Origin of the sequence: Citricoccus sp. NPDC055426 (assembly GCF_040677445.1) — a bacterium.
Classification (GTDB): Bacteria; Actinomycetota; Actinomycetes; order Actinomycetales; family Micrococcaceae; genus Citricoccus.
Genome location: NZ_JBFARZ010000001.1, coordinates 491,087 through 504,682 on the forward strand (window position 1 = coordinate 491,087; position 13,596 = coordinate 504,682).

A 13,596-nucleotide genomic window follows, 5' to 3' on the forward strand; every position below is an offset into this window, starting at 1 on the left:
ACCTCCGTTCCGTCGATCTCGGTGCCGCTTCAGAAGTCCCAGTCGTCGGCCGGGGCCGCCGACCCGGATCCGGCCCCGTGGTGGCCGCCGGCGCCGTTGCCGCTACCGGCGAAGACGTCCATGCCGGGCAGGTTGGCGGGCATCCCCGGCAGGTCCGCCAGGTTCGGCATCCCCGGGACCCCGTCCAGCCCCGGGATCCCGCCGTAGCCGCCCCCGTAGCCGCCCCCGGGGCCGCCCGGGGTGGCAGGGTCGACGTCGAACTCCTCCACGATGCTGCTGGTGGTGATGAAGGCGTCCACATTGGAGATGAAGCGGGAGAAGGGCTCGTCCTGCTCGAAGGCCGCGGCCGAGTACTCCGCCACCGAGGTCAGCAGGGCGTGGCCGATCCGGGCCTTGTTGTTCAGGATGGTGGCCTTGGTCCGGCGGCCCCGGGCGGCGGCCATCTTCTCCACGAGCTTCAGCCAGGACCCACCCGTCGGGACCAGGTGGCGGCGCACCTCCGGGTGGTTCAGGATGCGGGTCACCACGAAGTCCAGCTCGGAGTTGATCATCGGGGTGGCCACCGTGGCCAGCCCGACGCACGTGGTGGACAGGTTGTACTGCAGGTCCTCGACGGCCTGCATGACGTTCTGGCGGGAGACGTAGTTGTCCGGGTGAGGGCTGACCTGGGCCCGCTCGAGGAACCGCGCGGATTCCAGCATCAGGGTCTTCCACAGGCGCCGGAACTCGCTGTTCGGCGGGGTGTCCGCGATCGTCGGGGCGCTGCCGGAGTCGAAGACCTGCCGGTAGTAGGCCTTGCGGACCGGCTCCCTCGTGGCGTCCACCTTGTCCTCGGCGCCCGTGCGCGCGTCGAGGGTCTGGAACCGGTTGGAGAACACGTAGTCCTCCAGGTCCTTGCGCAGCACCGGGTCCTCGATGGCGAAGCCGTCCCGGAACAGGTAGTCCTGGGTCAGGTAGCGCACGGTGTCGAAGACCCCGAGCTCGTCGCCCAGGACCATGACGTAGAACAGCTGGGCCGCACACCGCACCGCCGCCGTGTTGATGGACTCCTGGGCGGCGTCGTCCCCGTAGAAGGTGACGGCGAAGGGGTCGGGGGGCCCGGCCGCCGTCAGGCCCCCGGTGGAGGTGGCGGCCCGGGCCAGGTACATCGGCACCATGAAGGGCGCGTTCTCCTCCGTCACGGTGACGGTGGACTCCTCCAGGTACCGCACCAGCAGGGGCAGCACCGTGGGCGGGACCTCGACCTTGGAGGCCTCGATGATCTTGTCCCAGGAGCGGTTCGAGATGCCCTGGCTGACGACGCCCCGCACCGTGGGGGCGAAGGAGCCCACGGAGAACCCCGGCCGCGCGGCCACGGCGGCCAGCAGGATGGAGTCGTCGTCCCGGTTGATGCCGGGCACCCGCAACCGGTCCTCGGACACCAGGGCGCGGGCGGCGCTCGCGGCCGCGTACTCGATGACGTCCGCCGCCCCATCCGGGTGGTCCACCACGAACTGGACCAGGCTGGCGACCTTCAGGATGCCCCGCTGCAGGGCCGCCCGGGAGACCAGCAGGTCGCGGACCCCCTCGTACTGCAGGGCCGCCTTGACGTTGAAGTCGAGCGTGGACCACCGGGCGTTGAGGGACTCGTTGAACCCGTAGCGCAGGTCCGTGAGGTCGTTGCGGGCATCCAGGAGCTCGGCGAGCGTGAGCTCACCCTCGTTCTCGTCATGGGCGCGCAGCTTCCAGACCAGGCTGTCCCTGGCGAACTCGCCCTCGTTGGCGGCCCGGTCCTCGTTGCGCCGCGGGGTCAACGGCAGGTCCAGGAACTCCAGCAGCATCCCCTCGCCGCCGTCCTCGTCGAGGCTGAACACCGGCCGGGTCAGCTGCTCGTCGAGGTAGGCCAGCTGCCCCCGCACCCGTGGGTCCACATTGGCGGCGCGCCCGGAGACGGTGGGGAAGGTCCGGCGCATGCGGAACCCGGGCTTCTGCGCGAGGCCGCCCGGGGGCAACGCGGACACGAGGTGGTCGGCGTCGAAGGGTGAGTGGCCCTTCACGATCCGTTCCATGGCTGGTCTCCTCTGGTTTTCAGTTCGCTGGCACCATGGCGCCGGACGCGGAGTACGTGCCCAGCAGCCACTTGAAGGCGTCGATGAGGTTGATGCGGCCGAAGCCGGACTGACGGTCGCGGTCCCGGGCGTCCACCCGGTCGCTGGTGTGGTGCAGGATGCGCATGACGCCCCGGGGGCCGAGGCGCTGGCCGTGGTCGGCGGCGAGGGACTCCAGGAGGGCCACGGCGCCGGCCACGTGGGGCGAGGACTGCGAGGTCCCCGAGGCCACGGCGTATCCGGTCCCCGCGTAGGAGCTCAGGATCCTGACTCCCGGGGCCACCACCGTGATGTTGGCACCGTACGAGCTGAAGGGGGCGATCCGGCCCTCGTCGTCACAGGCCCCGACGGCGATGACCCCGGGCAGGGCGCCGGGGTAGTACTTCGTGGGGGTCCCGTCGTTGCCGGCGGCGGCGACCACCGTGACCCCCTGTTCCAGGGCGTAGGCGATGACATCGGCGTGGGGCAGCCCTCCGCCGGTGTGGCGGATGCCGACGCTCATGTTGATCACGGCGGCGCCGTGGTCCACGGCCCACTTGATCGCCGGGTTGATGTTGTCCACGATGCCCGCACCCTGCGGACCGTCCCCGGTCTGCAGGGTGGCCAGCACGCGGCCCGCCATCAGGCGGCAGCCGGAGGCCATCCCCGGCTCCATGTTCACGCCCCGCCCCGCGATGATGCCCGCCACGTGGGTGCCGTGGCCCAGCTCGTCGGTGGGGTCGTCGTCGGCCTCGAGCACGTCGCCGAGGAACGAGGTGGTGTCGAGCCCGGTGAGGTCCACGAAGTCGCGGGCCTCGGCCACGGCACCGGTCAGTTCGGGGTGGCGGGGGCTGATCCCCGTGTCCAGCACCGCGACCTTCACCTCCGGCCGCCCGCTGGTCAGGGCGTGGGCGAAGTCCGCGCCGATCGACGCGGCCGAGGAGCTGGTCCCGCCCAGGGGGGTGAACAGGTCGGTGTCAGGGATGGGGGAGCGGGCCACCACGAGCTGGTGGACCTCCTCGACCTCCGGGAGGCGGGCCAGGCGGTGGACCGTCCCGGTCGGCACGGGGGCCGTGGAGTCCAGCACGATCCGGTAGGTGCGGTCGAGCCCGTGGCGGCGCTCGGACTCCGTCCACCCTTCGGGGCCGGCCGCGTACTCGTGGGTGACCCAGAAATCGCGCCGGTCCGCGTGTAACACCGCATCGACCCCGGGCGTCAGGGAGGTCACGGTCCGGGACTTGTCGAGGATGAAGACCTGCCAGTCCGGGATCCCCTCAGACTCCGCCACGGGGGCGCGGAGCTTGAGGACCAGATGGTGCTTCATGCACCGATCGTGCCCCCTTCCCACGCGCGGCGGTATGGGTACTTCTGACACCTTCGGCCAGAGGGATCAGGCCGACCGGCGGAGGCCCGGGCCGGGCGGGGGCGGGCCCACCAGTCCCAGGTCCTCGGCCCGGCGGACGGCCAGCAGGCGGTCGTGTACGCCGAGCTTGGTGTAGACGGCCGACAGGTGCTTGTGGACCGTCCGCTCGGAGAGGCCGAGGCGGCCGGCGATCGCCCGGGCCAGCAGGCCCTCCCGCAGCAGCAGGAGCACCTCCACCTCGCGGCCGGTCAGGTGGATGGGCGGGGCGTCGGCCTCACCGTCCCGGTGGCCGGCCGGCTCCACCGGGGCCAGGCGCCAGCGGACGGCCTCGAGCGCCGCCAGGTGACGGCCCGCCAACGCCAGGAGGCGTTCGTCGTCGCCGTCGAAGGGGCGACGGCGGCCCAGGACCAGGTAGCACAGTCGCCCCAGGTCCACGGTCACCGGCAGCTCGGCCAGGTGGGGCAGGTCGATCCACTGGTGCAGGGAGCGTCGGGCCGCCGAGGCGAACCAGCGGGCCGTCTCGGGTACCTTCGCCAGCCCTGGCTCCGGCACCTCGAGCCGGGCGGCGGCCCCGGTGGCGGCCGAGGCCTGACGCCACAGGTGCAGTTCCGCGTGCTGGCTCGGGAGGTCGATGAGTGCGTGTGCCGCCGCCGGGGCGTCGAACAAGGGTGCCAGGGCCTGACACAGCAGGCCGCGGGTCTCCCGGCCGGCAGCCGCGGTGCCCAAGACGAGGGTCACCAGCTCCAGGAGTCCCACGGCGAGAGTGGTCTCCGGAGGTGGCGGCAGGAGGGGCGCGAACGGGTCTGGAGGGTCTTCCGGCACGGCACGCACACCTTCGGTCAGGCGCCGGGGGGGTGGCGACTGGACGGGTGAGACGGTGCGGGCCTGGGGGTGCCCATGAGTCAACGACGCCTCCCCGGCAAAGTCAACGGCTGGGTGACCGGGCCGTTGTCGGTGACCGGCCGGCGTCGTGCCCCGGCCGTTAAACGACTTTGAGGGCGATCCCACCGGTGGGATCGCCCTCAAAGCGGGGGAGGGTCAGGCGTCGACGACCACCGTGGTGATCAGCGGGGAGCGGCGGTAGGTGCGCTCCAGGTGGCGGCCCACGGTGTCCGTGATGAGCTTCTCCAGCTCCTCGAGGTCGTCGATGTCCTGGCCGGCGACCTTGCCCAGGGCGGTCTTGACCTTCTCCGCGGCGGCGTTGAAGACCTGCTTGTCCTGGATGAAGCCCTTGGTGACGAACTCCAGGGGCTCGGCCAGCTGGTTGGAATCGGGGTCCACGAGCGCCACGATGGTGATCGCGCCACCCTCCTGGAGCATGGTGCGCTCCTTGAGGGTCTCCTCGGTGACCTTGCCGACGGTGTGCCCGTCCACGTAGACCAGCCCTGCCTCCACCTGGCCGGAGACCTTGGCCTGGCCGTTGACCAGGTCCACCGTGGTGCCGTCCTTGACCACGAGCACGCGCTGCGGATCGATCCCGGTCTTCACGGCCAGCTCGGCGTTGGCGTGCAGGTGCTTGGACTCGCCGTGCACCGGCATCACGTGGGTGGGCTTGACGATGTTGTAGCAGTAGACGAGCTCGCCGGCGGAGGCGTGGCCGGAGACGTGCACCTTCGCGTTGCCCTTGTGCACCACCTTCACGCCCAGATCGGTGAACTTGTTGATGATCCCGTAGATGGCGTTCTCGTTGCCGGGGATCAGGGAGCTGGCCATCAGCACGGTGTCGTCAGCACCGAGCTTGATCTGGTGGGTGCCGCTGGCCATCCGGGACAGCGCGGCCATCGGCTCGCCCTGGGAGCCGGTGCAGATCAGCGTGATCTTGTTGTCCGGCATGGACTGCAGCTTCTTGAAGTCCACCACCAGCCCGCGGGGGATCTTCAGGTACTCGAGCTCGCGGGCGATCCCCATGTTCTTGACCATGGAGCGGCCCACGAAGGCGACCTTGCGACCGGCGGCGTGCGCGGAGTCCAGGACCTGCTGGATCCGGTGCACGTGGCTGGCGAAGGAGGAGACGATGATCCGCTTCGGGGCGGTGGCGAAGACCTGGTCGATCGCGGGGGTCAGGTCCCGCTCGGAGATCGTGAAGCCGGGGACCTCGGCGTTGGTGGAGTCGGTGAGGAACATGTCCACGCCCTCCTCGCCGAGCCGGGCGAAGTGCCGCAGGTCGGTGATGCGGCCGTCCAGCGGGAACTGGTCCATCTTGAAGTCACCGGTGTGCAGGATCAGTCCGGCGGGGGTGCGGATGGCCACGGCGAGGGAATCCGGGATGGAGTGGTTGACCGCCACGAACTCGAGCTCGAACGGCCCGGCCTGGTGCAGGTCCTCGGCCTCGACGTGCACGGTGACCGGGGTGATCTTGTGCTCGGTGAGCTTGGCGGTGATGAATGCCAGCGTCAGCTGCGAGCCGATCAGGGGGATGTCCGGGCGTTCCTTCAGCAGGTAGGGCACGCCGCCGATGTGGTCCTCGTGGCCGTGGGTCAGCACGATGCCCACGATGTCATTCCAGCGGCCCTGCAGGGAGGTGAAGTCCGGCAGGATCACGTCGATGCCGGGCTGGTGCTCCTCCGGGAACAGCACGCCGCAGTCCACGATGAGCAGCTTGCCCTCGTACTCGAAGACGGTCATGTTGCGCCCGACCTCGCCGAGGCCGCCCAGCGGGGTGATGCGCATCCCGCCGTTCGGGACGGTGGACGGGGCCTTGCTCTTGCGCGAGGGGCGGTTGGAGGACCGGTTGCCGGACCGGGAGTTCGTGGAGCGGTTGGAGTTGTTACGGGACGAAGAGGACAAAAGGTCACGCTTTCAATCAGGGATGGAGCTGGCGTTGCGAACGGCTCTCGTCGAGCGGGGGCCCGTGTCGATGCGGAGCGGCACCGGAAGTCTGTCCCTGATTTTACCCGCCTGCGGCCCAGTGGGAAATCGCCCCGGCGTCAGCGGCGTCCGCGCGGCCCCCGCCGGGGCGGACCGTCAGGTCATTCGACGGCGAGGGACGGCAACCACAGCACGATGTCCGGGACCGCGAACAGCACGACGATCATCACGATCTCGATGAGGACGAAGGGCCAGACGCCGCGGAACACGTCGGACGAGCGCAGCCCCGAGGTCCCGGCCACCACGAACACGTTGATGCCCACCGGCGGGGTTACCATCCCGATCTCGATCAGCTTCACGATCAGGATACCCAGCCAGACCCCGTCGAAACCGAAGTCCATGGCGATCGGGTAGATCAGCGGGACCGTGATCACCAGGATCGAGATGGATTCCAGGGCCATGCCCATGGGGATCAGCAGGGCCAGCAGACCGGCCAGGACGATCCACCCGGGCAGGTCGGTCCCGGTCAGCGCCTCGGCCAGGGTCTGGGGGACTCGGGCCACGATGAAGAACAGCGAGAGCACCGCGGAGCCCACGATGATCGCGAACACCATGGAGGTGGTCTGGGCGGTCTCCTTGAGGGCGTCGATGAACTGCCGCGCCATGGTGCGGATCCCGTCCTTGCGGAACTCGAAGATCAGCATGAACGCGGCGAAGAGGGCTCCGATCGCGGCGGACTCCGTGGGGGTGAACAGGCCGGAGTAGATGCCGCCCATGATGATGATGAACAGGATGATCAGGCGGACCAGGCCGCGGTAGGGCAGGTCCCGCCAGGCGATGGGCGCGGGGCCGCCGGCAGGACGGGCCGCCGCCTCAAGCTCGGCGGACAGGCCGCGGGCACCGGCCGGGGCCATGGTCATCTTCCGGGTCCGGATCAGGATGTAGGTCATGTAGGCCACCGCGGAGAGCACGCCCGGGACGATGCCGGCGGCCAGCATCTGGCCGATCGACTCCCCGGAGAGGATCGCGTAGAGCACCAGGAACACGCTCGGGGGGATCATGGCCCCCAGGGTGCCGGCCATGGCGACCAGCGCCCCGGCGAGGCTGGGCGGGTAACCGGCCTTCCGCATCTCCCCGATGGAGAGCCGGGACATGGTGGCGGCCGTGCCAATGCTGGAGCCGGAGACGGCGGCGAAGCCGGCGCAGGCGGCCACGGTGGAGATCCCGAGTCCGCCGGGCAGTCGCAGGAAGACCCTGCGGGCGATCTCGAAGACCTGTCCGGCGATCCGGGCCTTCACCGCGAAGATGCCCATCAGGATGAACATCGGGATGATGGTCAGCGTGAAGGTGGAGGTCTGTTCGAACGGGGCCGAGGCCAAGGTGCTGGTGACGAACTTGGGGTCTCGCAGCAGCAGGATCCCGATCAGGCCGGAGCTGGCCAGTGCGATCCAGACCGGCATCCGGAAGGCCAGCTGGACGACCAGCAGGACAATGACGAGTAGGACGATGATTCCGGTGTCCATCAGGGCCTGCCTTCCTCGGTGCGGTGGTGGGCGGTGTTCTCATCACCGCGGACCGAAGCGGGATCCGCCGAGTGCTGCGTGGCGGCGGTGCGGGCCTCCTGGGCGGCGGCCAGATCCGGGTCGATGCGGTCCTCGCCCAGCAGGGGCTGGCCGCGGACGATGAGCACCACGTTGATGACGGCCACCAGCAGGAAGGCCGCGAAGCCGAGGACGATCAGCCAGCGGGCCGGCCAGACCGGCCAGTCGACCAGCCCTTGGCGCAGTTCGTTGGTAGTGGTGCTCTGGACCGCCCGCTGGAAGGTGGCGATCACGAACCAGGTGGAGACGGCGACGGCGACCACCCAGGAGATGCCGATCAGGAGGCGGGCGATTGCCGGGCGGATAGCAGCCGTGAGCAGGTCCACGGCCACGTGGGCGTTGGTCGCCCCGGCATAGGCCAGGCCGAGGAAGACCGTGGCGACGAGCGCGCTCTCGCTCATCTCCAGCAGGCCGGGGACCGAACGGCCGCCGAGGTTGCGGACCACCACGTCCACGGTGATCGCGATCATGATCGCGATGGTGGACAGCGAGGCCAGGGCCCCGAGCGGGACCGTGATCACCGAGGCGATCCGGCGCAGGACGTCGACGCGTTCAGCGGGGGGTGTGCTGTTCATGACGGGTTTCCTTCCACAGGCGGGCGTGGGCACCGTGTCCCGGTGCCCACGCCCCTCTGCAGGGTGGTGTGATTACGCGCTGTCCGAGCAGACCAGGGACGGGTCCTTGGGGGTCTCGCCCTCGAAGGAGTCCATCTTCTCCTTGTACATCTCGAGGTAGCCCTCGGCGTCCTCGAGGCCGGCGGCCTCGGAATCGGCGATCCACTTCTCCTCCGGCTCGGTGCCCAACGCCTCGCGCCAGCGATCGGATTCAGCCTCGTCCCATTCGCCGATCTGGCCGATCGTCTCCAGGACGGGATCGCACTGCTCGAGGGTGATCTCCTCGAATACCTCGGCCACGCCGCCCTGGTTGTACTCCTCGTTGACCTCGTCGACGACCGTCTTCAGGTCATCCGGCAGGCCCTCGTAGACGTCCAGATTCATCCACAGCCCGGTGCTGGTGTACTGGCCGATGCCCGGATCGGTCCATTCGGAGAGGATGTCCTTGAGCTGGAAGGAGACCAGTCCGTCCATCGGGAAGCCGGCGGCATCGGCGATGCCGCGTTCGACTCCCTCGTAGGTCTCCGGCGCGGTCAGGGCCACGTTGCTGCCGCCAGCGCTCTCGATCGCCATCTGCGTGTAGGGGCCGGCCATGCGCCAGCGCTTGCCCGAGATGTCGTCGATGGACTCGACCGGATCGTTGCTGCCCAGCAGCAGGCGGCCGGCCGGGTTGTGGCCGATCATCTTCAGGCCGTTGCTCTCCCACAGGGCGGCCGCACCTTCGTGCTCGGTGCTCAACTCCGAGATGGCCTGGGTGAAGGCCTGGTTGTTCTGGGTGAGGAAGGGGATGCTGACCACGGTGGTCTGTGGGAAGAGCTGCGGGGCGTAGTCGGCGATCGTCTGGCCGACGTCGGCGCGCCCGTCGCGGACGCATTCCGGGATCTCGTCCGCGCTGCAGAGGGAGGCCGCGTAGCTGATGTCGAAGGTGATCCGGCCCTCGGAGCGCTCTTCGAGTTCCTGGGTCCAGTACTCCATGACGGCCTCGTCCACACTGCCCGGATTGGCCCACGAGGCCACCGTCAGGTTGACGGTCTCCTCTCCGTTGCCCTCCCCATTGCCCTCCCCGCCGGCATCGCCTCCGCCGCAGGCGGTGAGAAGAAGGCCGACGGCGGCGACGCCGGCCAGGGAGGCCAGCCTGCGGGAAGGGCGGGGGGTGCCCTTGGTGCGGTGCGTGAACATGACGGTGCTCCTCGGTGCGGTGGTGCGGTGCGGTTGATTGACGTACAGGATGATTGTACTTAGCAAGTGATTGAAATCACAGCACCTGTGGAGACCCCGTGGAAACCACGGGTCCGTCCGGCTGCCCCGACGGGCATGCTGAGGGTCATGGGGACACGAGCGGTTTCAGGGGGCGGCGGGTCCGTCCGGCTGTCCCGGTGCGCCGCCGGCCGGGGCCCCGCCCGGAAGGACCGGGACGAGCAGGCTCAGGGTGGCCGGACGCAGGGCCTGGCGCAGTTCCACCCGGCTGGGCTTGCCGAGCTTCATGAGGCAGTTGCCCACGTGGTACTCCACGGTGCGCACGCTCAGGAACAGGTCGGTGGCGATCTCCCGGTTGCTCTTGCCCTCGGCGACCTCCACCGCGATCTGCCGCTCGCGGGTGGACAGCAGGGCCAGGCTTCGGAAGGCAGCCTCTGCCGGAGGCGAGAACGGACGGGGTGTGCGGTCTGCTCTTCCGCCAGCCATCGGGCCGGTCATCGATGCGAATGTTCCTCCCAGAGGGCGGATTCCTGCCTCCGCTGCGGTGTCCGCGTCGGACGGTCCTGCCGTGCTCTCCATCGCGGCAGTGCGCGCGACGGCGGCCAGGGCCTCGGCCTGCTGGTGGAGCGGTACCGCACCGCATCGCAGGAAGAAGTCCGCGGCCTCCCGCGCCCACCGCCCGGTCGAGCCGTCCAACCGGGCCAGGTCCAGCGCCAGGAAGGCGCGGGTCAGGGCATGACCGCCACCGGGCGGCACCTCCGGACCGATGCCGGCCGCATAGGGGACCGGTTCGGCGTCGAGCGCAGCCACGGCGGCCTCAAGCTGCTCCCGGGCCTCCTCCGGCGCGGATTGGACGCGGTGGAGCGCGCCGAGGACGGCGGCCTCCACGGCGCGGAGCACGCCGTCCGGGGCTGAGCCCATGCCCACGGTGGCGTGGGCGGCCAAGGCCTGCAGCCGGTCGAGCTGACCGATCTCGGCCAGCGATCGGGCGTACAGGCACACCGTGGTGAAGCCGGCGGTGGCCCACCCCACTCGGGTGGACTCCATGAGCCGGAACTGCCGGACGGCCTCCTGATGGTCCCCGGCGAACACGCCGCTGAGGGCGCGAGCGTACGCGACCGCGCACACGACCACGTCACCCGAGGCGCTGGCATCATCCGCCGCCCGGCGGAGCAGCTGGCTACCGGCCTGGTGCTCGCCGCGGGCCAGCGGCACCAGGGCCGCCGTGGCGTAGGCGGAACGGACGCCGGAATCTGCCGGCAACATCAGGCAGTCGTCCACGGCCCGGGTGGCATGCTCCAGGGCCCGATCCCAGTCGCCCTGGTGGAACGCCAGCTGGCTCCGGGTCGTCTCCAGGAAGACCCGCTGGTCCCGGGTGCCCGGCTCGCCCTGGGCCGTGGTCTCCAGGATCCGACACGCGGCCGCGATATCGCCCTGGGCCCGCAGGCGTGAGCCGACCACCGCCGAGATGGCACTGCGCACGGCGTCGGTTCCCGGGACGGTGGCGAGCTCTCCCAGCAGTTCTGTCATCTGCTCGGTGAACTGGCCCACGCGAGTGCGGTCGCCGTGCCGCAGCCCGGTCCAGAGGGAGAGCAGTGCCTCTACGGAACGTGCCTCGCTGACCAGGCGCATGGCTTGCGGTTCGCGGCGGGCCATCGCCTCGAAGCCGCGGCGGACGGGCACGAGTTGCGTCAGCAGCGCGTCAATGGCGCCGCTGGCGGCATCGAACCGCGCGGTGGCGTAGGCGGTCCGCCCCGCAGCGGCCAGGGCGTGGCCGAGCAGAAGGAGACCGGCCTGGGTGGGATCCTCCTCCGGCAGGAGCAGGCCGTGGCGGATCTGGTCCACGGCCCCCTGGAGGTCCTCTGAAGCCAGCAGGTCCCAGGCCCGTGCCGCACTGCCGGCGCGGCTCTCCGGCAGGCCGGCCAGGATGTCCCGCAGATCGAGGATGAGTTCGGGGCTGCGGGCGATCACGGTGGCGCGCAGGGCCAGGACCAGGGCGGCCGGGTCGCCCGTCAGGCGGAGAGCCTGGTGGAAGTGGTCGAACGCGGCGGTCCCGTCGCCGCGTCCGAGGGCCTCGCCCCCTGCCTGCATGAGCGACCGGATCAGCGCGGGAGTCGCCGCTGGCTCCGGTGCCAGCCGTTGAGCCTGGACCCCATGCTTGAGTGCCGCGGCCCCATGCAGCACCTCTGCGAGGACCCGATGCAGTGCTGCCTGGCGCTCAGCCGGCAATCGCTCTGCCACGAGGGTCGCCAGGTGAGGATGGTTCCAGCCCACGGTGCCTGAGTCGTGGAAGACCTTCACCTGACCCGAGTCCAGGAGCCCGTGGTCCGGCACCCCGGGATAGCCCAGCGCCACCAGCGCACCGCTGAGCTGAACGATGTGCAGGGGGCCTCCGGCGACGGCCAGCAGGTCGACCGTGTCCCGCACGTGCGGGCAGAGCGACCCGAGGGAGGACTCCAACGCCTGGGTGAAGAGGCGCTCGGCTGCCTCCTGGCCGGAACCCAGGGACGCCAGGGCCTCCTGCAGCCGGCGGTGTCCAGGAGGCGCACTGTCCAGCCAGCGGACCACCGTGTCCACGAGCAACGGAACACCGTCCGTGCCGGTGTGCACCCGGCGGGCTGAGTCCTCGGAGACGGGGATGCCCAGCCGCTCCCGCAGGATCCGGCGGCAGTCGGCCACCCCCAGCGCGCCCAGCTGCACCAGTGCACCGTGACGTCCCGAGGCCAGGAAGCGCTCGATGCCCTCCGTCAGCGCGCTGCGGTGGGGCCGGTAGGTCAGGATGAACAGGAAGGGGCCCGTGGTCAGGCTCTGGGCACAGCGCCACAGCACTTCGGCGGAGAAGCTGTCGGCCCAGTGGACATCTTCGACCACCACAACGGTCGTGGCTCCGCCGCCCACGGATTCCAGCGCGTGGAGGGCGTCGAAGACCGACTGCACGGTGTCCTCCACCGAGCTGGGCCACCGTGCGGTACGGCTGCCGGTCACGGTGGCCAGCATCCGCTGGACCATCGCCCCGGGCGCCTCGGCGTCCGTGGGGTACAGCTCGATCACGTGATGCGCGGTGGAGTGCCCGGCCAGGAAGGTATCCACGAGGGCGGACTTGCCGATGCCGGGTGGGCCCTGGATCGCCACGAACTGGGGGACCCCGGCGCCGACCCGGTCCAGGGCCCCCTGGAGGCGGAGCAACTCGGACTCCCGTCCGGGAAGAGACTCGGACTGGGCGTGCGGGTGCTGCGTCATGCATTTTCCCCTGTTGGTGCCTTGGATCAACGGGAACCGTGCGCGCCGGCGGCGCGGAAGGTGCTACTCCCACTGCGGTCATGATATGCAGAGGTCAACTCTGCCTACGGCCATGCCAGGTAGATGACGTGCAGTGTGACGCCCGCCGCGTCGGAGAGTCGCCGGCAGGCCATGGTCACCCGGGGCTCGACCAGGCGACCATGGACCATGGCGACGATGCGCGCGGAACCCGGCCAGGCCGGCGTCGTGGGTCGATTGCTCTTCGACTTCAACTCCGAGTTCGGTTCGCCCACGCCGAGCGCAGCCGAGTTCGAGGCGCGCTTCAGCAGGCTCCTGACGCGCGAGGACGTGCTGGTGCTGCTCGCGGGCAGCGCGACGGAGCCGACCGGCTTCGCCGTCCTCACCCTGCGACCGAGCGCCTACAGCGACGGACCGCTGGCGCACCTCGAGGAGCTGTACGTGCGGCCGCACCTGAGGGGCCGGGGCGTCGGCACGGAACTGCTTTTGGACGCGATCGGACGCGTGCGGTCACTGGCGTGCGAGGAGATGCACATCAACGTCGACGAGGTCGACGAGGACGCCCGGCGCTTCTATGAGCGGCACGGGTTCACGAACATGCAGCCGGGCGAGGACTACCGCATGTTGTTCTACCTGCGGGAGTTCTGAACCGGCGCCCGGGCCGCTTCGAGGGCAGGACGAACCGCGAT

At 70.2% G+C, this 13,596-nt stretch carries 9 protein-coding genes; 1 reads left to right on the forward strand and 8 read right to left on the reverse strand.

The features are described 5' to 3' along the window. Window positions 1-29: 29 nt before the first annotated feature. The 8 genes from AB0K08_RS02265 to AB0K08_RS02300 all read right to left on the reverse strand — a co-directional run bounded on the left by AB0K08_RS02265 (window position 30) and on the right by AB0K08_RS02300 (window position 12,889). A complete protein-coding gene (locus AB0K08_RS02265) occupies window positions 30-2,048 on the reverse strand; it encodes a hypothetical protein (RefSeq protein WP_363351226.1) in 2,019 nt (672 codons plus the stop codon). Between the two features lie 19 nt (window positions 2,049-2,067). Continuing rightward, window positions 2,068-3,390 carry a S8 family serine peptidase gene (locus AB0K08_RS02270; RefSeq protein WP_363351228.1) on the reverse strand — a complete coding sequence of 441 codons (1,323 nt, stop codon included), beginning with the start codon at window positions 3,388-3,390 and terminating at the stop codon, window positions 2,068-2,070. 66 nt (window positions 3,391-3,456) lie between these two features. Then, window positions 3,457-4,251, reverse strand: a complete 795-nt coding sequence (locus tag AB0K08_RS02275) for a helix-turn-helix transcriptional regulator (protein ID WP_363351230.1) — start codon at window positions 4,249-4,251, stop codon at window positions 3,457-3,459. Between the two features lie 216 nt (window positions 4,252-4,467). Beyond that, the gene (locus tag AB0K08_RS02280) at window positions 4,468-6,099 is read right to left on the reverse strand and encodes a ribonuclease J (RefSeq protein WP_363351846.1); all 1,632 of its coding nucleotides are present in this window, start codon (window positions 6,097-6,099) and stop codon (window positions 4,468-4,470) included. A 299-nt stretch (window positions 6,100-6,398) separates the two neighbouring features. Continuing rightward, the gene (locus AB0K08_RS02285; protein WP_363351232.1) at window positions 6,399-7,760 is read right to left on the reverse strand and encodes a TRAP transporter large permease; all 1,362 of its coding nucleotides are present in this window, start codon (window positions 7,758-7,760) and stop codon (window positions 6,399-6,401) included. Further along, window positions 7,760-8,413 (reverse strand): TRAP transporter small permease, encoded by a 654-nt coding sequence (locus AB0K08_RS02290; RefSeq protein ID WP_363351234.1) that lies wholly within the window; start codon window positions 8,411-8,413, stop codon window positions 7,760-7,762. The genes AB0K08_RS02285 and AB0K08_RS02290 overlap by 1 nt, the downstream gene beginning before the upstream one ends. Before the next feature lie 72 nt (window positions 8,414-8,485). Further along, window positions 8,486-9,631, reverse strand: coding sequence for a TRAP transporter substrate-binding protein DctP (dctP, locus tag AB0K08_RS02295; RefSeq protein ID WP_363351236.1), 1,146 nt, complete (start codon window positions 9,629-9,631; stop codon window positions 8,486-8,488). A 165-nt stretch (window positions 9,632-9,796) separates the two neighbouring features. Then, window positions 9,797-12,889 (reverse strand): AAA family ATPase, encoded by a 3,093-nt coding sequence (locus tag AB0K08_RS02300; RefSeq protein WP_363351238.1) that lies wholly within the window; start codon window positions 12,887-12,889, stop codon window positions 9,797-9,799. Between the two features lie 216 nt (window positions 12,890-13,105). Here AB0K08_RS02300 and AB0K08_RS02305 point away from each other — a divergent pair, with 216 nt between their 5' ends. After that, on the forward strand, window positions 13,106-13,555 hold the full coding sequence (locus tag AB0K08_RS02305) for a GNAT family N-acetyltransferase (RefSeq protein WP_363351240.1): 450 nt from the start codon (window positions 13,106-13,108) through the stop codon (window positions 13,553-13,555). Window positions 13,556-13,596: the final 41 nt, after the last annotated feature.

Coding starts and splice junctions, on each gene's coding strand:
- AB0K08_RS02280 (WP_363351846.1), bottom strand. CDS start 6,099: ATGCGCATCACCCCGCTGGGCGGCCTCGGCGAGGTCGGGCGCAACATG.
- AB0K08_RS02270 (WP_363351228.1), bottom strand. CDS start 3,390: ATGAAGCACCATCTGGTCCTCAAGCTCCGCGCCCCCGTGGCGGAGTCT.
- AB0K08_RS02305 (WP_363351240.1), top strand. CDS start 13,106: ATGCGCGCGGAACCCGGCCAGGCCGGCGTCGTGGGTCGATTGCTCTTC.
- AB0K08_RS02290 (WP_363351234.1), bottom strand. CDS start 8,413: ATGAACAGCACACCCCCCGCTGAACGCGTCGACGTCCTGCGCCGGATC.
- dctP (WP_363351236.1), bottom strand. CDS start 9,631: ATGTTCACGCACCGCACCAAGGGCACCCCCCGCCCTTCCCGCAGGCTG.
- AB0K08_RS02285 (WP_363351232.1), bottom strand. CDS start 7,760: ATGGACACCGGAATCATCGTCCTACTCGTCATTGTCCTGCTGGTCGTC.
- AB0K08_RS02265 (WP_363351226.1), bottom strand. CDS start 2,048: ATGGAACGGATCGTGAAGGGCCACTCACCCTTCGACGCCGACCACCTC.
- AB0K08_RS02300 (WP_363351238.1), bottom strand. CDS start 12,889: ATGACGCAGCACCCGCACGCCCAGTCCGAGTCTCTTCCCGGACGGGAG.